This is a genomic window from Sphingomonas paludis, from assembly GCF_053502515.1.
On record NZ_CP187558.1, the window covers coordinates 384,806 to 402,447 of the forward strand.

Sequence of the window (17,642 nt, forward strand, 5' to 3'; positions counted from 1 at the left end):
CCATTATGGATCAGTTCCTGCGCCGCGCCGGACAGGCTGCGCGCTGCTTCTGGATAGGCTCGCTATTCCACGGCACCGGACTGCCCCATGCGTCCCCTGCCGATGCCTGATCCCTTGGGTCGTTTGAGACCATTGTGGCGGCGTCCCGGCACTGGATAGGCCAAGGCCGGGCCCGAGGGACGGCATGACACCGACCAAGCTCCTTGTTGGCCAGTTGATCGTCGTCCTGGCGATCATCCTTGCAGGTGTGTGGGCTGCTACCCAATGGGCGGCAGCCGCGCTTGCCTACCAGCCGGAGCTCGGCCCCCCGGCCGCGTTCATCCTCGGCGCGCCCGTGTACCGGCCATGGCAACTCTTCATCTGGTGGTACCAGTTCGACGCCTATGCGCCCGACATCTTCGACCGGGCCGGCGCCATGGCGGCGGGCACGGGCTTCCTGGGCTGCGGCGCGGCGGTGGCTGGCTCGCTCTGGCGTGCCCGCCAGTCGAGCCGGGTGACCACCTATGGCTCGGCGCGCTGGGCGAAACCCCGGGACGTCGCCGCGGCCGGCCTGCTTGACGATCGCGGCCTCGTCCTCGGCCGGTTGGGTGCCCGCGACCTCCGCCATGACGGTCCCGAGCATGTCATGGCGTTCGCACCGACCCGGAGCGGCAAGGGCGTCGGCCTCGTCGTGCCAACCCTGCTTTCCTGGACGGGCTCGGCGGTCGTCCACGACATCAAGGGCGAGAATTGGCAGCTGACCGCCGGCTGGCGCGCGCGCTTCTCGCACTGCCTGCTGTTCAACCCGACCGACGCCCGTTCGGCTCGATATAATCCGCTGCTCGAAGTGCGGCGCGGCGTGAACGAAGTTCGGGACGTCCAGAACATCGCCGACATCCTGGTCGATCCCGAAGGCGCGCTCGAGCGTCGAAATCACTGGGAAAAAACAAGCCACTCGTTGCTGGTCGGCGCGATCCTCCACGTCCTCTATGCCGAGGAAGAGAAGACGCTCGCCCGGGTCGCGACCTTTCTGTCGGATCCGCAGCGCAGCTTCGCCGCGACCCTGCGCCGGATGATGGCGACCAACCATCTTGGCACCGACGACGCCCCGCTGGTCCACCCGGTCGTCGCCTCGGCGGCACGCGAACTGCTCAACAAGAGCGAGAATGAACGCTCGGGCGTGCTGTCGACCGCCATGTCGTTCCTCGGCCTGTATCGCGACCCGACCGTCGCCGCCGTCACCGCCGCGTCCGACTGGCGGATCGCCGATCTTGTGGAAGCAGCGCATCCGGTCTCGCTCTACCTTGTCGTACCGCCGTCCGACATCAGCCGCACCAAACCGCTCGTCCGCCTGATCCTCAACCAGATCGGCCGTCGGCTGACCGAGGAACTGCACGGCACCGGCAAGGAAGGCGAAGGCGGAGCCAGGGGTCCTGGGGGCCGCCATCGCCTGCTGATGATGCTCGACGAGTTCCCGGCGCTGGGCCGCCTCGACTTCTTCGAGACGAGCCTTGCCTTTCTCGCCGGCTATGGCGTGCGGTGCTTCCTGATCGCGCAGAGCCTCAACCAGATCGAGAAGGCTTACGGCGAGCACAACGCCATTCTCGACAACTGCCATGTCCGCATCGCCTTCGCGACCAACGACGAGCGCACCGCCAAGCGGATCTCGGACGCGCTCGGCACCGCGACCGAGCAGCGCGCGATGCGCAACTATGCCGGGCACCGGCTGGCGCCCTGGCTCGCGCATGTCATGGTCAGCCGTCAGGAAACCGCCCGCGCCCTGCTGACACCGGGCGAGGTGATGCAACTCGCGCCCGCCGACGAGCTGGTGCTGATTTCGGGCCACCCGCCGATCCGCGCCAGGAAACTGCGCTACTATGACGACCGCCGCTACACGGCGCGCGTCCTGACCGCACCGGCGCTCAATGCCGACGGCTACCGTGATCGCCCCGCCGCCCGCCCCGACGACTGGGCTGGACAGGTGCGCGGTGCCGACATGCGCCTCGTCGGCAGCGCCGATGGCGAGGAAGGCGCCGACGCCGGCGGTCTCGAGCAGGCCCGCCACCCCGCGCACGAAATCGAGCCCGCCCCGGTGGTCGAGCCCGATATCGCTGACCCGCTCGGCCTCGGCGAGGACGATACCGACCAGGCGGCCGAGCGCCGCGCGATGGACCGCGTCCAGCAGCTCGGCACCGCGCGTGCGGTCTACGGCCTCGATGCCGCCTCGGGCCGCCCTGACGACCTGCAGCTGGAGTTCTGACCGATGGAGAAGGCCAAGGAGAAAGTGCGCCACCAGCTGTTCCTGCCGAGGCCGCTCTCAGACCGGCTCGAGGCGCTCGCCGCCAAGCCCGGCGCGAGCAAATCGGCGATCCTCGTCGATGCCGTCACCGCCTGGCTCAACCGCCGCGGCGCGTCGGAGCTCGAAGATCGGTTCGCCATCCGGCTGGACCGGCTGACCCAGGCGATCGGCCGGGTCGACCGCGACACCTATGTGATCCTCGAGACGCTGGCGCTGTTCATCCGGTTCGAGCTCGCGATCCAGACGCCATTGGCGGAAAACGATGCGGCCGGCCGTGCGCTCGGCGCGAAGCGGTTCGAAGCCTTTGTGACGCAGGTCGGACGGCAGGTCTCGACCGGGCGGCGCACCCTTGGCGCCACGACGGAGAGCGGGGAATGACCGGGACTCTGTCCGCCGATCGCCGCCGCCGCATGCTGATCACGGCACTCGGGACCGACATCGCCGCCGCCATGCGGGACCCCCTGGTCATCGAGATCATGGTCAACCCCGACGGCGCGCTGAGGCTCGACCAGCTCGGCGAAGGTCGCATCGACACCGGGGTGCGAATGGCGCCGGACCAAATCGAGCGGATCATCCGGCTGGTCGCATCCCATGCGCGCGCCGAGATCCATGCCGAGCATCCGATCATCTCGGCCGAGCTGCCCCCGCATATCGAAGGCCGTGCCGGCGAGCGCTTCGAAGGCGTGCTGTCACCGGTCTCTTCTGCACCCTGCTTCTCGATCCGCAAGCCCGCCACGAGGCTGCACACGCTCGACCACTATATTTCCGACGGATTGATGTCGGAGCGCCAAGCCGACGCGCTGCGCGCCGCGGTCACCCAGCGCTGCAACATCCTCGTCGCCGGCGGCACCAGCTCGGGCAAGACGACACTCGCCAATGCGCTGCTTGCCGAGATGGGCAACGTCGATGCCCGAGTGATCCTGATCGAGGATACGCGCGAGTTGCAATGCCCGCTGCCTGACACGGTAGCGCTGCGAACGCGGCCACCGCGAGTGACGATGACAGATCTGGTGCGCTCGACCATGCGCCTGCGCCCCGACCGCATCGTGGTCGGCGAGGTCCGCGGCCCCGAGGCGCTCGACATGCTCAAGGCATGGAACACGGGGCATCCCGGCGGGATCGCGACCGTCCATGCCAACAGCGCGCTCGCCGCGCTCTACCGGCTCGAACAGCTCGTGCAGGAGGTGGTGGTCACCGTGCCGCGCCAGCTGATCGCGGAAGCCATCGGCATCGTCGTCTTCATTTCCGGGCGCGGTATTGATCGACGCGTCTCAACCATCGCGCGCGTCGTCGGACTCGATCCTGACACCGGCGCCTACGCGCTCGCCGATCTTCCCGAACTCAACGCCAAGGAGACCTGAACCATGACCCGTACCCTCACATCCCGCATTTCCACCAACCGGCACCTGCTGGTCGGCGCAGCAATCGGCCTCGCGCTGACGCTCGGAAGCCAGGTCCAGGCGGCCGGGTCCGGCATGCCATGGGAGGAACCGCTGCAACAGGTGCTGGAGTCCGTACAGGGTCCGGTCGCCAAGATCGTCGCTGTGATCATCATCATCGTCACCGGCCTGACGCTTGCGTTCGGCGAGAGCTCCGGTGGGTTCCGGCGGCTGATCCAGATCGTGTTCGGCCTGTCGATCGCGTTCGCGGCATCGAGCTTTTTCCTGTCCTTCTTCAGCTTCGGCGGCGGGGCGCTCGTCGCATGAGCGCCAGTTCGTTCGGGGGCGGCCAGCATATCGACGGCTTCGAAGTGCCGATCCACGGCTCGCTCGGCGCGCCGCTGCTGCTCGGCGGCGCGCCGCGAGGCCTCGCGATCGTCAATGGGACGCTGGCCGCCGCCGTCGGCCTCGGTCTCCAGCAATGGCTGGCCGGGGTGCTGCTCTGGGCGGTTGGCCACAGCATCGCGGTGATGGCCGCCCGCCGCGATCCCAGCTTCGCGCCGGTTCTCCTGCGCCACATCCGCCAGAAGGGATATTTCGCATGCTGAGGCATTTATCATGATGTTCCTGGGCGAATATCGCGACCGGGCCGAACGCCTCGCCGATCACCTGCCCTGGGCAGCACTGGTCGCGCCGGGCGTCGTGCTCAACAAGGACGGCAGCTTCCTCCGGGTGCTCAGCTTTCGCGGTCCCGATCTCGAATCGGCTACCGAGGCTGAGCTGGTCGGCGCCTGCGCGCGGGCGAATAATGCGCTCAAGCGGTTCGGCAGCGGCTGGGCCTTGTTCTTCGATGCCGAGCGGCGCGAGGCGCTGGCTTATCCCCACAGCGACTTTCCCGATGCGGCAAGCTGGCTGGTCGATGGCGAGCGGCAAGCCGCGTTCGAGGCCGAGGGCACGCATTTCGAGAGCCGCTACCACCTGACGCTGACCTGGCTGCCGCCGGCGGACACGACCGATCGTGCCGGGCGCAGCCTGGTCGAAAGCCCCGATGGCGATCGGGAGCGCGACTGGCGCGGCGCACTGGAGAGCTTCGTCGCCGAGACCGACCGCGTGCTCGACCTGTTGTCGGGGTTCATGCCCGAGGTGCGTCCGTTGGACGACGGCGAGACCCTGACCTTCCTCCACGGCACCATCTCCGATCGCCGCCATCCGGTCGCTGTGCCCGAGACGCCAATGTATCTTGACGGCTTGCTCGCCGACACGCCGCTGGTCGGCGGGCTGGAGCCGAAGCTCGGCTCCAGCCACGTCCGCACGCTGACCGTGCTCGGCTTTCCGGGCCTCAGCCGACCCGGCATCCTCGATGCGCTCAACCACCAGGATTTTGGCTACCGCTGGGTCACCCGCTTCATCGCGCTCGACAAGACCCTGGCGACCAAGACGCTGACGTCGCTGCGGCGCCAATGGTTCAACAAGCGCAAGTCGGTCACTGCGCTGCTGCGCGAGGTGCTGTACAATTCGCCGGCGCAGCTGCTCGACAGCGATGCCGACAACAAGGTCGTCGATGCCGACCAGGCCCTCCAGGCGCTCGGCGGCGACCATGTCGCCTTCGGCTATCTGACCACGACGATCACCCTCACCGATCGCAGCCGGACTGCGGTCGAGGACAAGGTTCGCGCCGTCGAGCGCATCGTCAATGGTCTTGGCTTCACCTGCGTCCGCGAGACGGTCAACGCGGTCGAGGCCTGGCTCTCGTCGCTGCCGGGCCAGACGTACGCCAATGTCCGGCAGCCGCTGGTCCATACGCTCAACCTCGCGCATCTGATGCCGCTATCGTCGGTCTGGGCCGGCCCGGTGCGCAACGGCCACTTGGACGGTCCCCCGTTGCTGGTGGCGAAGACCGCCGGCTCGACGCCCTTCCGGCTTTCGACCCATGTCGGCGATGTCGGGCACATGATGGTTGTCGGACCGACCGGCGCCGGCAAGTCGGTGCTGCTGAGCCTGATCGCGCTCCAGTTCCGCCGCTATCCGGGCGCACAGGTTTACATCTTCGACAAGGGCAACAGCGCGCGGGCCGCGGTGCTGGCGATGGGTGGCGCGCATCATGCGCTCGGATCGGCGGAAGCCGACGGCGAGACGCTCGCCTTCCAGCCGCTCGCCAACATCGACGATCCCAGCGAGCGCAGCTGGGCCGCCGAGTGGATCGCGGCGCTGCTGACGCACGAGAATGTGCCTGTCACCCTTCAGGTGAAGGACGCGATCTGGACAGCGCTCGGCAGTCTTGCATCAGCCCCGCGCGAGGAGCGGACCATGACCGGACTGGCGCTGTTGCTGCAGTCGAATGGGCTCCGCATCGCGCTCCAGCCATACACGCTCGAAGGACCGCATGGCCGATTGCTCGATGCCGCCGAACAGCAGCTCAGCCTCGCCGACGTCCAGTGCTTCGAGACCGAGGCGCTGATGGGCCAGACCGGCGCAGTCGCGCCGGTGCTGACTTATCTCTTCCACCGACTGGAGGAACGGTTCGACGGGCGGCCGACCTTGCTGATCCTCGACGAGGCCTGGATCTTCCTCGATCATCCCCTGTTCGCCGCACGCATCCGCGAGTGGCTGAAGGTACTGCGCAAGAAGAACGTCGCGGTGCTGTTCGCGACGCAGAGCCTGGCCGACATCGCCGGTTCTGCGATCGCCCCGGCCATCATCGAAAGCTGCCCGCAGCGCATCCTGCTGCCCAACGACCGCGCGATCGAGCCGCAGGGCCATGACATCTATGTGCGCTTCGGCCTCAACGACCGACAGATCGAGCTGATCGCCCGGGCGACGCCCAAGCGGCACTATTACCTGCAATCCGCGCGCGGCAACCGGCTGTTCGACCTGGGCCTTGGCCCGATCGCCCTCGCGCTGTGTGGTTCGTCCGACCCCGCGGCACAGGCGCGGATCGATGCGATGCTCGCCGAACATGGCCGTGACCGCTTCACCGGAGCGTTCCTGCGGAATGCCGGCCTCAACTGGGCGGCGGACCTTGCGGATCAGTTCTTTCACGAGAAAGCGCTAGATGCTGTAATGCTTGACCCGCCTGTATAGCTGGTTCTCGGGACGATTTATCCGGGCAGTTCGGTCTGTTCAGGCACATTTTGCAAGGGCGAACCGGCGCGTGAGCTTTGCGCCCCATAATCAGCCATTAGGGTGGCGAGCGTCGAGCTCGAAACCAGTCGTTCGTTCGTTCATACTAACAAATCGCCGCTCCGAACGGCTGGCTTTGGGACAAACCTGCCCCTCGACGCCGTGGCCGAGAACGTCAAGTTGGGCCAAAACCGGCCATCCACCTGATCGCGAATTTGATCTAACCTCTGTCCGGACTTGGGGACGATGGCGACCTACCGGATCCCACCTCGCGACCTTGAAAACCTGCCCTTCGTTCAGTTGCATCATATGACGAACCCTTGGTGCTGGGCTAGATTCAGCGCCACCGTTTTCTTGCCTAAATTTCCCTTTTGTTCTTAAGTAATCGCTCTAAATTTGACGATGATTTCAGTAGATCAAGAGCTTGGAAGAGAGAGACGGTGCCGACGATATCGGATTTCGATAAGATTACTGAGTTTGCTCAAGATGCGCTCGCTTTAACGCCAGTGATCATCCTTGGGAGTGGGGCCTCCGCAGCGCAAGGATTGCCTGGCATGTGGCCGCTCGCTGCCCATCTGCGCGGCCTTGCCGTTCCGACCGAATGGCAAGCCGAAGAATGTGCCGAATGGCAGCAGTTCGTCGATTCCCTAGCTGCCGGCACCGATCTCGAGACTGCGCTCCAGGCGGTGCGCATGACCGACCGACAGACAGCGCATGTCGCCGAAGCTACCCGTGCCCTACTGCTTCCGCATGACGAGCGTGTCTTTCTGGACGTGCTGAACGACCGCCGCGCGCTGCCATTGACCCGGCTGTTTCGTCACCTCTTCGCGAGCATCCACCGCACGATCGATGTTGTTACGCCTAATTACGACCGCCTCGCCGAATATGCAGCCGACGCCGGGGAGTTTCTTCACCATACTGGCTTTACTCCGGGATACCTGCAGTCGAGGCCGAAGAGCAGCGGCACTAGGGGAGCGGCGACGCCAGGCGATCTGTCACGCATCGTCCGGGTCTGGAAGGTGCACGGCTCGCTCGACTGGTTCCACAACGGCGAGGGTCAAATCGTCGGCATCCGCGTCGGTCGCGACACGCCCCTGGGCTTCTCGCCGCTTATGATCACACCGGGCATCGACAAGTATCGTCTCACCCATACCGAACCGTTTCGCACGATTTTCAGCTGTAGCGACGCCGCGCTCGAGACGGCGCGCTCCTACTTCTGCGTCGGCTACGGGTTCAACGATCCCCACGTTCAGGAAAAACTCGTCGAGCGCTGCGATCGTGATGCTACTCCCATCGTCGTTATCACTAAATCCTTGTCCGATACCGCCAAGGCGTTCCTCGGAGGTGGGCGCTGCCGCAAATACCTGGCCATCGAGGACGACGGCGCTGGGGGTGCGCGCGCCTTCACCCACGATGCGCCGGGCGGCGTCGCGCTTACCGCCAAACCCGTTTGGGCCCTTCCTGATTTTCTCGACCTGACCTTGGGGGCTGCCGCATGAGCTTTCTCGACTATAACGATACCGATGCACTGGGACAGGTCCAGTCGGTCGATACCGCGACCGTTGTCGTGAAAGTCGCCAACATCGAATCAATGCGCGCATTGCAGGTCAATCGCCTCGTCGCCTTGCAAAGCAGTCGGGCCGGCCAGCACCTCATCGGCATCATCCAGAAAATTACCCGCACGGCTGTCGAAGCCCGCAGCCATGCGGAGGGAGAAGGCCTTGCCGAGCAGGCTTTCCCCGAAGTCAACCTCGTGCGGATCGCACTGATCGGCACGATGATCGCGCGCCTCGGCCAGGACGACAACGTCTTTAGGCGTACCCTCGAAACCGTCCCGGAAATCGACGCCAATTGCTTCACGCTCGAGGGGGAGCGGCTGACCAAATTCATGCGGGTGATCTCGGCGGTCTCGGGTGACGGCCAGCATCTCTCACTCGGTAACTACACACTCGACACAGCCGCCGAAGCCTACGTCAACGGCAACAAACTTTTCCAGCGGCATGCGCTCGTGGTCGGCAGCACGGGCTCGGGCAAGTCGTGGACCACGGCGCGCCTGCTTGAGCAGATCGCCGAGCTCGAGAGCGGCAATGCCATCGTCTTCGACATTCACGGTGAGTATCGCTCGATGGAGGGCGATGGCTTCGAGCATTTTCGAGTCGCCGGGCCCGCCGACATTGAGGCCGGGCGTGGCCTGGACGATGGCGTACTCCATCTACCCTACTGGCTGATGGCATACGAAGCTTTGGTCTCGATGTTTGTCGACCGGTCTGACGCAAATGCCCCCAACCAGGCGATGATCATGTCGCGCGCAATCACCGAGGCGAAAAGCGCGTTTCTGAGCGACGGGGGTCACAGCGCCGTTCTCGCCAATTTTACGATCGACAGCCCAGTGCCGTTCGACATTGAGCGAGTTCTCGGCAACCTGAGCGGTCTCAATCAGGAAATGGTTCCGGGAGCAAAGGCCGGCACCGAGAAGATGGGCGAGTTTAATGGCAAGCTCTCAAGGCTGATCCAGCGCCTCGAGAACAAGCGGGGCGACCGGCGCCTGGGCTTCCTTTTCCCCGCCGCCGGCGCGACGCTGGACTATGCTTGGCTTGATCGCATCGTCGCGGTCCTGCTCGGCGGCCGGTCGGCGAAGGGCGCCAAAGGCGGCGTAAAGGTCATCGATTTTTCCGAAGTACCGTCCGACGTCCTGCCACTAATTGTCGGCATGGTCGCCCGTCTCGCCTTTTCAGTGCAGCAATGGATTCCGAGCGGGAGCCGCCACCCGATCGCCCTATTCTGCGATGAGGCGCACCTATACATTCCGGAGCATCATGACGGCGGCGCCATGGAGAATGCCATTGCGGTCTTCGAACGGGTTGCCAAGGAAGGCCGAAAATACGGCGTGGGCCTCGTCGTCATCAGCCAGCGCCCTTCTGAAGTCAGCCGCACCGTCGTCAGCCAGTGCAGCAACCTCATTGCCATGCGGCTCACCAACGGCGACGACCAGGCCGTAGTCCGCCGACTCCTGCCCGACAGCTTGGGCGGGTTTAGCGATCTGCTTCCCATCCTCGACACCGGCGAAGCCCTTGTCGTGGGCGACGCTATTCTACTGCCAACTAGGATAAGGATCGCCATGCCGCGTAACGAACCGCTGTCCGGCACGATCGATTTCTGGGACCACTGGGCAGGCGCGACCTGTGCCAGCGATTTAACCAAGGCCGTCGAGAGCTGGCGACGCCAGACCGTGCAGCCGTGATCGGTGTCCATCCAGCCGCCCCCCGCTAATTCAGAGTCGAGCACGTCGGCGAGCCATTTGCGCATGTTCTCCGTCAGCAATTGCCGCGACTGTAATCTGACGATCGCTTCGCTCGCCTTTCGACGGATTCCGTCAACAGCAGACGTCCGCGGCTGGGACATTGAACGACCTGACCTGGTCGGAAGGCGTCATGCGTGATCGGTCGATTGACTCGGCAGCTTTCCCGACTTGACCGGCTGAAACTTGCCAGTCTGAAACCAGCCCAATTGCAGCCCTTAGCCTTCGCCTGAAGACGGAGCTGGGGTCGCCCAGCGAATTGCAGTGGAATTCGAAAGCAATGGTCGCGCAGTCGGCTTCGCCATGAGAGTAGCAACAACCGTCTGCCCGAGCGCCCGTGTCGATTATGGCGCGCAATCCGTCGAAGCCACCTTCAACGGACCAGGGCGAGCACCTTGCCCCGAAGGAGGATGAGTATTCCCCAAAGGGTCACTGATCTCCGGAGCCTGGATGAGACAAACTGCCCGGCAATCCTGAGGCACCTTCCGCCCTGCCAGGAGAAGATGTCAGTCCCTGGAGATCATCCATGCGCACCCCTATCCGCATTCACGCAAAATCTGTTGCCGCGCCCTTGCTTGCAGCTGCCTCGCTGGGCTTCGCTGTGATCATACCGATCATCCCCGCCCAAGCCCAGCTCGGCGGCCTTGTCTTCGACCCCAGCAACTATGCGCAGAACGTCCTGACCGCCGCCCGCACGCTCCAGAGCGTCAACCAGCAAATCCAGCAGCTCCAGAATGAGGCACAGATGCTGGTGAACAGCGCCAAGAACCTGAGCAAAATCGATTTCCCGCAGCTCGACGCGCTGAAGCACAAGCTCGCCGAGATCGACCGGCTGATGGGCCGCGCGCAGGCGATCGACTTCCGGGTCGACCAGCTCGACGACAGGTTCCAATCGTTGTTTCCGAAGGACTTCGCCTCCGCGCTGCGCACCGATGCCCGCATCCGCGATGCCCGCGCGCGGCTCGATGCCAGCATGGGTGCCTTCCGCCAGACGATGACGGTGCAGGCGCAGGTGGTCGAAAACATCCAGTCCGACACGCAGGCGCTCGCCGACATCGTCGCTAAGAGCCAGGGAGCCGAAGGATCGCTCCAGGCCCATCAGGCGACCAACCAGCTCCTCGCGCTCACGGCCAAGCAGCAGTTCCAGCTCCAGCACATGATGGCGGCTCAGTTCCGCAGCGAAGCGGTCGAACAGGCGCGGCGCGCAACGCAGGCAGCGGAAGCCCGCGCGGCGACCAAGAAGTTTCTCGGTTCCGGCTCGGCCGACACGCCTGACTAGGCCCCGTCGGGCACGGCCCGATCCGGTCACCAGCGACCAACGGCTCCCACTCCGGCCGCCGGTCGCCGTCGCGGGGCGCGGCGGCGAAAGTGTGACCCCGCACCCTTTCGCCCCACAGCCGCGTCCCGCGACACCCCTTCACCAACGTAGGAAGAACCGCCTTGAACGACCTCAACGTCATCGATCGCTTCCTCCAGGCGTTCATCACCTACATCGACAGTGGGTTCGGGCTGCTCGGGCCGGACGTCGCGTTCCTGACCGCGACGCTGATCGGCATCGACATCACGCTCGCCGGCCTGTTCTGGGCGATGGGCGGCGAGGACAATGTCATCGGCCGCTTCCTGAAGAAGATCCTTTATGTCGGTGCGTTCGCCTTCATCCTGAACAGCTTCTCAACGCTTGCCGACATCATCTTCCGGTCGTTCGCCCAGGCCGGGCTGACCGCCGGCGGCGGCACGCTGTCGGCTGACGACCTGCTCAAGCCCGGGCGGCTCGCGGGCACCGGTTTCTCGGCGGCATGGCCGCTGCTCGACCAAGCGAGCGAGATGGTCGGGTTCACGACCTTCTTCGACAATTTCCTGACGATCATGATCCTCTTGTTCGCATGGGCGCTGGTGATCGTCGCCTTCTTCATTCTCGCCGTGCAGATGTTCGTCTGCATCCTCGAGTTCAAGCTGACTGCACTCGCCGGCTTCATCCTCGTTCCTTTCGCCCTGTGGAACCGCACCAGCTTCCTCGCTGAGCGTGTGCTCGGGAACGTGGTCTCCTCCGGCATCAAGGTGATGGTGCTCGCAGTCATCGTCGGCATCGGCTCGAACTTCTTCACCGAGTTCACCGACGCGCTTCAGGGCCAGGAGCCGGACATCGGCCAGGCGATGAGCCTCGTGTTGGCCAGCCTGTCGCTGTTCGGGCTCGGCATCTTCGGACCCACGATCGCCTCAGGCCTTGTCTCCGGCGCGCCACAGCTCGGTGCAGGCGCTGCACTCGGCACGACCATCGGTGCCGCCGGCGTCACGATGCTCGCCGGTGGCGCGGCGGTCGGCGGCGCTCGTGCGCTTGGCGGCGTGGCACTGGGTGCGGTCCGCTCGGGCACCGCGATGGGGTTTGCGGCATCGGCCGCCTACAGCCTTGGCAAGGAAACCGCCCCGACCCCTTCGGTTGGTGCGGGGCTCGGCGGCGTCGCGCGCGCGGCCGGCAACGTCGCGCGATCGCGCATGAGCGGTGCGATCGGTCTGAACGAAGCTGCGGCTGGCGGACGGCAGGCGGCGTGGGATGCCCTCAGCCAGAACTCAACCCAAAGTTCTTTGGCGCCATCATCGGGTCGAGCAGGCGGCGGCGACACCGGTGTAACGCCTGCCTGGGCACGCGCGATGCGCGACCAGCAGACGAGCCGGCACCGCCAAGGCCAGGCGATCCATGCGCTGAGCCAGGGCGATCGCGGCGGCGGGTCCGTCATCCCCGACATCAAGGAAAGGAACGACTGAGCCATGTTCTTCAAGCGAAGCGTGCAACGCTACGGGCGCACGCCGCCTCCCGAGACGCCCTACCAGCGCGCCGGCCAACTCTGGGACGAGCGGATTGGCTCGGCGCGGGTGCAGGCGCGAAACTGGCGGCTGATGGCTTTCGGCTGCCTGCTGCTGACTGCCGGGACTTCGGCAGGTCTCGCGTGGCAGTCGATGCAGAGTCGGGTCACGCCCTATGTGGTCGAGGTCGACCGCCTTGGCGAAGCACGCGCGGTTCAGGCCGCCGATGTCGACTATCGGCCGACCGACCCGCAGGTCGCGTGGCACCTCGCTCATTTCATCACCAACGTCCGATCGGTGTCGCTGGATCCAGTGCTGATGCGCCGGGATTGGCTTGAAGCCTATGACTTCGCGACGAAGCGGGGCGCTCAATTTCTCGGCGAATATGCCCGGTCAGCGTCCCCGTTCGCCAATGTCGGTGAGCGCACCGTGTCGGTGCAGGTCACGAGTGTCGTGCGGGCGTCCGACAAGAGCTTTCAAGTAAAGTGGACGGAGACGGAGTTCGAACGCGGGTCTGAGGCGGGCACCAGCCGCTGGACGGCGATCCTTACCACGGTCACGCGCCCGCCGGCCTCGGCTGAAGTGCTGCGCAAGAACCCGCTCGGCATCTATGTCGACGCGATCGACTGGAGCCGCGAACTCGACACGGCGCCCAGCGCGCCGCCCGTAGCCCGGCCGGCACTACAGCCCGAACCGACCCTTCCGCTTGGATCGCCGCTCGACCCCACCCTCGGCACGCAATTCGATGCGCCGACCCGGTCCAACTCGCAGGAGACAAATCCATGAAGCTCGTTCTCTTGCCGGCGATCGCCGGTATCGTCCTTCCAAGCCCCGTGCTCGCGCAGGAACGGCCAGCATCGCCGCTGAAGACGGTCCGCACCGCGACGCAAAGCGCAACCATCGAGCCGGTCGCGACCGGGTTCGTCAGCGGCGCGCAAGTCTATCCCTATAGCGAGGGCACGATCTTCCAGGTCTATGCCGCGCCGGGCCTCGTCACCGACATCATGCTCCAGCCCGGCGAGAACCTCGTCGCGGTCGCGAGTGGCGACACCGCCCGCTGGGTCATCGGCGACACCACCAGCGGTTCGGGCGATGGCAAGCAGACGCACGTATTGGTTAAGCCGTTCTCGGCGGGATTGCTGACGAACCTGGTCATCACCACCGACAGGCGGGCGTATCATGTCCGGCTGGTCAGCACGGCGGCGACGGCGTTGTCCTCAATGCGGTGGATCTATCCGCAGGACGAGTTGCTGGCGCTGCGCCGCAAGGCTCAAGCCGCACAGGCCGCCGCGCCCGTGGCGAGCGGGCTGGCGATCGAGCAGCTGCAGTTCAACTATGTGATCCGCGGCGACCGGCCGGCATGGCGTCCGCTGCGCGCATTCGACGATGGGACGAAGACCTATGTCGAGTTTCCCGCGTCGCTGGCAAGCAGCGAGGCTCCGCCGCTGTTTGTCGTGGACCGCGAGGGCAAGGCCGAACTGGTCAACTACCGTCTGCGCGGCCGCTTCTATGTCATCGACCGGATCTTCGACGCTGCCGAACTTCGGCTTGGCCTCAAGAAGCAGCAGGTCGTGCGCATCGATCGGATTGCACCAGCCGCCAAGCGGAGGGGCGCATGACCGAGGTCGCCGCCCCCACACCGCCCGCGCCGGGCTTGCCGCCGAAAGTCGATCCCGAGACCCTAGCTATCCGCTCACGACCGGCGCGTGCGATCCGGTTTCGCAAGGGGGCGATCATCGCCATCGCGGCGCTGGGATCCGTGAGCCTGATGGGCATCGCCTGGATGGCGCTCAAGCCGCAGGTGTTCCGGCAGGTGGCACAGGAAAGCGAACTGTCGCAGCCGATGCCGAAGCCGGCGTCCGACGCGCTTTCCGGCCTGCCGTCCAGCTATGGCGACGCGCCGAAGCTTGGACCGCCGCTCCCCGGCGATCTCGGTCGACCGATCCTGCGGGCACAGCAGCAGGCTGAGAGCGTGGTCCCGCCCGCGCGGGTCGATGCCGCCGAAGCCGGGCGCCAGCAGCGCCTCGCCGATCTCAAGACTGCTCGGGAATCGGGATTGATGGCGCAGGTGCAATCGAGCCGCGCGGCTCCGGTTTCGCTGGACGTCGATCCTGCCGCGAGCGGGCCAGGCGCACCCACGGCGCCAACCGTAACCGGCACGCGCAAGGAGCAATTCGCTTCCGAGCGCGACAGGGACGGCGACCTCAATTCTGGCGGCCTGGTCGCGCAGGTCTCGCCGAACAGCCTACTTGCCGGCAGCGTCATCGCGGCGAGCCTGATCACCGGGCTCAATTCCGACCTGCCCGGCATGGTCACGGCGCAGGTGACGCAGAACGTCTTCGACACCGTGACGGGGAACATCCTGCTGGTGCCGCAAGGTGCCCGACTGATCGGCAAATATGACTCCGTCGTGGCATTCGGCCAGCGGCGCGCGTTGGTCATCTGGCAGCGCCTGATCCTGCCTGATGGCAGTTCGGTAGGGCTCGACAATATGCCGGCGATCGACGCAGGCGGTTATGCGGGGCTCGCCGACAGGGTCGATTTTCACACATGGACGCTTTTGAAGGGCGTCGCGATCGCGACCCTGCTCGGGGTCGGCTCGGAGCTCTCGATCTCGGGCGAAAGCGATCTCGTGCAGGCGATCCGTGAATCCACGCAATCCAACACGGCACGGGCGGGTGACCAGATCACTCAGCGAAATCTCGACATCCAGCCGACGATCACGATCCGCCCCGGTGCGCCCGTGCGCGTGCTGGTGACCCGCGACCTCATCCTCGCACCGTGGCGCGGAAAGGCAGGCTGACATGGAACTTAAGCTCGGCAAATTGCCCGATCGCACACCGGTCAAACTCGCCATCACAGTGCTACCCGACCTTCACGAGGCGCTTCGCGACTACGCTCGATGCTACGCAGAAACCTACGGCAACGAAGAGCCAGTGACCGAGCTTATCCCGCATATGCTCGCGGCGTTCCTGTCGACCGACCGGGCCTTCGCAAAAGCACGTGAGAAGAGTGTTCAGCGGCCGTGACCAAGCGATCCGACCGAGCGCTTCGATCGAGCCCCTTGACGGTAAGGGTCGCCGACGCCGCAGCATTGCTCGGTATCGGTAAGACGAAAATCTACGAGCTGATCGGTGCGCGTGAGATCGAGATCATAAAGCTTGGGCGCGCCACCCTGATCATCAGCGCAAGCATAGAAGCTTTCATCGAGCGGGAGCGCGAACCGGCCTCCGCAACGCCGATGCCCCGGAGGCGCGGGCGGCCGAGGAAGACTTTTCGCGAGCTGGCTTCCGGACGCGAGCCTTAGAGTTGCCGAGGCAGTGGTTCGCCCACGCCTCCATCAACGCACGCCGCTTCGCCAGGAAATCAGTCCGCCGATACGCTGCCTCGACCTTGTTCTCCAGCGTATGTGCGAGGGCGGCTTCTGCGATTTCGCGGGCCACGTCGGTTTCCTCCGCCGCCCAATCGCGAAAGCTCGATCGAAACCCGTGGACCGTGGCTGCGACCCCCATGCCCCGCACCAACTCCAGAAGCGCCATGTCCGAAAGTACGGTCGCTGACATGCTGGACGGGAAGACGAGGTCACTATCCTCGACTCGAAGGACCTTCGCACGCCTGAACACGTCCGCCGCCTGGGGTGACAGAGGCACGACATGATCAATCCCAGCCTTCATGCGATCGCCCGGTATCTTCCAAAGTGTGAGATCTTCGTTCAACTCCGGCCAGCGTGCGCCCCGAACCTCGCCGGATCGCACGGCGGTGAGAATGAGAGCTTCAAGAGCTAGCTGGCTTGCGGACAGCTCCTTGGCCCTTAGGCGGACGAGAAATGCCGGAACCTCCGCATGGGGAAGGGCAGCAAAATGCCCCGTCTTTTTTGGCTGGCGAGGCAAGCCTTTCGAGATTGAGCGCATTGGCGCTTCGGTGTCGCGGAAGCCGTTCGCATAGGACCAATCCAGTACCGTGCCGATCCGCTGCCTTACCCGCCGCGCGGTCTCCGGAATTTCAAGCCAGATCTCGGCAAGCGCGTCGCGAATGAGTGGCCCATCAATCTTGTCGACCTTGCGCTTGCCGAGCTTGGGATAGGCGTAAAGCTCAAGGGTCTTGATCCACTGCTTGGTGTGCTTGCCATTCTTCCAGCCTTTGACCATTTCGGCGTGCGCCTTCTTGGCGGCCTGTTCGAAGGTCGGCACGACCTTGGCCACCTTACGGCGCTCCTCAAGCGGATCGATGCCAGCCGCGGCCAGCTTCTTCGCAGCCGCTGCTTCCAGGCGAGCCGTTTTTGCCGGGACGTAACGAGCATCGCCAAGGCCGATATCGCGCCGCGTGCCATTGATCTGAATGCGCAGCATCCAGCTTTTGCCGCCGCTTGGCGAAACCTTCAGGTAAAGCCCGTCCCCGTCAGGATACCGACCTGGTTCTTGCAAACCCTCGATAATCGATTTGGTGAGCTTTCCCATTCACGGATCATAGCATCTGGCTGGTTGAGATTGAAGGCTATGGAACGGCCCCAGTCCCACACCCAGTCCCACACTACTTTTCGAACACCGACGAACGTCCGCAACCGCTTATGAGAATTTATCCAGCAATTCCTTGGGTTTATAAGGATTTTGCGGGCTTTGGCGAACGCCGGAAAACTGGAAAATGGCGGAGCGGGAGGGATTCGAACCCTCGATACGGTTTTGCCGTATACTCACTTTCCAGGCGAGCGCCTTCGACCACTCGGCCACCGCTCCGCATCCCTGGCAGGTTGCGCTCCCTAGAACGG

The 17,642-nt window shown here is 65.0% G+C and carries 16 protein-coding genes and 1 tRNA gene; 15 read left to right on the forward strand and 2 right to left on the reverse strand.

Annotation, left to right across the window (positions count from 1 at the left end):
- Positions 1-184 precede the first annotated feature (184 nt).
- From ACPVPU_RS01780 to ACPVPU_RS01850, 15 genes are all read left to right on the forward strand, one after another.
- Positions 185-2,239: a conjugal transfer protein TraG gene (locus ACPVPU_RS01780; RefSeq protein WP_448659211.1), complete on the forward strand. Its 2,055-nt coding sequence runs from the start codon at positions 185-187 to the stop codon at positions 2,237-2,239.
- A gap of 3 nt (positions 2,240-2,242) precedes the next feature.
- Positions 2,243-2,656 carry a CopG family transcriptional regulator gene (locus ACPVPU_RS01785; protein ID WP_448659212.1) on the forward strand — a complete coding sequence of 138 codons (414 nt, stop codon included), beginning with the start codon at positions 2,243-2,245 and terminating at the stop codon, positions 2,654-2,656.
- Positions 2,653-3,639: a P-type conjugative transfer ATPase TrbB gene (gene trbB / locus ACPVPU_RS01790; RefSeq protein WP_448659214.1), complete on the forward strand. Its 987-nt coding sequence runs from the start codon at positions 2,653-2,655 to the stop codon at positions 3,637-3,639. The genes ACPVPU_RS01785 and trbB overlap by 4 nt, the downstream gene beginning before the upstream one ends.
- 3 nt (positions 3,640-3,642) lie before the next feature.
- Positions 3,643-3,984: a TrbC/VirB2 family protein gene (locus tag ACPVPU_RS01795; protein WP_448659215.1), complete on the forward strand. Its 342-nt coding sequence runs from the start codon at positions 3,643-3,645 to the stop codon at positions 3,982-3,984.
- The gene (locus tag ACPVPU_RS01800; RefSeq protein ID WP_448659216.1) at positions 3,981-4,265 is read left to right on the forward strand and encodes a VirB3 family type IV secretion system protein; all 285 of its coding nucleotides are present in this window, start codon (positions 3,981-3,983) and stop codon (positions 4,263-4,265) included. Before ACPVPU_RS01795 ends, ACPVPU_RS01800 begins: the two co-directional genes overlap by 4 nt.
- Before the next feature lie 10 nt (positions 4,266-4,275).
- The gene (trbE, locus tag ACPVPU_RS01805; protein ID WP_448659217.1) at positions 4,276-6,738 is read left to right on the forward strand and encodes a conjugal transfer protein TrbE; all 2,463 of its coding nucleotides are present in this window, start codon (positions 4,276-4,278) and stop codon (positions 6,736-6,738) included.
- A gap of 593 nt (positions 6,739-7,331) precedes the next feature.
- The gene (locus ACPVPU_RS01810; RefSeq protein ID WP_448659218.1) at positions 7,332-8,276 is read left to right on the forward strand and encodes an SIR2 family protein; all 945 of its coding nucleotides are present in this window, start codon (positions 7,332-7,334) and stop codon (positions 8,274-8,276) included.
- Entirely contained in the window at positions 8,273-10,018 is a 1,746-nt protein-coding gene (locus ACPVPU_RS01815) for an ATP-binding protein (protein ID WP_448659219.1), read from the forward strand. The genes ACPVPU_RS01810 and ACPVPU_RS01815 overlap by 4 nt, the downstream gene beginning before the upstream one ends.
- A gap of 583 nt (positions 10,019-10,601) precedes the next feature.
- On the forward strand, positions 10,602-11,354 hold the full coding sequence (trbJ, locus tag ACPVPU_RS01820; protein ID WP_448659220.1) for a P-type conjugative transfer protein TrbJ: 753 nt from the start codon (positions 10,602-10,604) through the stop codon (positions 11,352-11,354).
- 161 nt (positions 11,355-11,515) lie between these two features.
- Positions 11,516-12,838, forward strand: coding sequence for a P-type conjugative transfer protein TrbL (trbL, locus tag ACPVPU_RS01825; protein ID WP_448659221.1), 1,323 nt, complete (start codon positions 11,516-11,518; stop codon positions 12,836-12,838).
- Between the two features lie 3 nt (positions 12,839-12,841).
- Positions 12,842-13,663 carry a conjugal transfer protein TrbF gene (gene trbF / locus ACPVPU_RS01830; RefSeq protein ID WP_448659222.1) on the forward strand — a complete coding sequence of 274 codons (822 nt, stop codon included), beginning with the start codon at positions 12,842-12,844 and terminating at the stop codon, positions 13,661-13,663.
- On the forward strand, positions 13,660-14,496 hold the full coding sequence (trbG, locus tag ACPVPU_RS01835) for a P-type conjugative transfer protein TrbG (RefSeq protein ID WP_448659224.1): 837 nt from the start codon (positions 13,660-13,662) through the stop codon (positions 14,494-14,496). The genes trbF and trbG overlap by 4 nt, the downstream gene beginning before the upstream one ends.
- Entirely contained in the window at positions 14,493-15,680 is a 1,188-nt protein-coding gene (locus ACPVPU_RS01840; protein WP_448659225.1) for a TrbI/VirB10 family protein, read from the forward strand. Before trbG ends, ACPVPU_RS01840 begins: the two co-directional genes overlap by 4 nt.
- Before the next feature lies 1 nt (position 15,681).
- Positions 15,682-15,906, forward strand: coding sequence for a DUF2274 domain-containing protein (locus tag ACPVPU_RS01845; RefSeq protein WP_448659226.1), 225 nt, complete (start codon positions 15,682-15,684; stop codon positions 15,904-15,906).
- Positions 15,903-16,184 (forward strand): helix-turn-helix domain-containing protein, encoded by a 282-nt coding sequence (locus ACPVPU_RS01850; RefSeq protein ID WP_448659227.1) that lies wholly within the window; start codon positions 15,903-15,905, stop codon positions 16,182-16,184. The genes ACPVPU_RS01845 and ACPVPU_RS01850 overlap by 4 nt, the downstream gene beginning before the upstream one ends.
- Here the strand turns inward: ACPVPU_RS01850 and ACPVPU_RS01855 are convergent.
- On the reverse strand, positions 16,081-17,334 hold the full coding sequence (locus tag ACPVPU_RS01855) for a tyrosine-type recombinase/integrase (protein ID WP_448659228.1): 1,254 nt from the start codon (positions 17,332-17,334) through the stop codon (positions 16,081-16,083). The two genes, ACPVPU_RS01850 and ACPVPU_RS01855, sit on opposite strands and share 104 nt — an antisense overlap.
- A gap of 185 nt (positions 17,335-17,519) precedes the next feature.
- Positions 17,520-17,610, reverse strand: a tRNA-Ser gene (locus tag ACPVPU_RS01860).
- Positions 17,611-17,642: the final 32 nt, after the last annotated feature.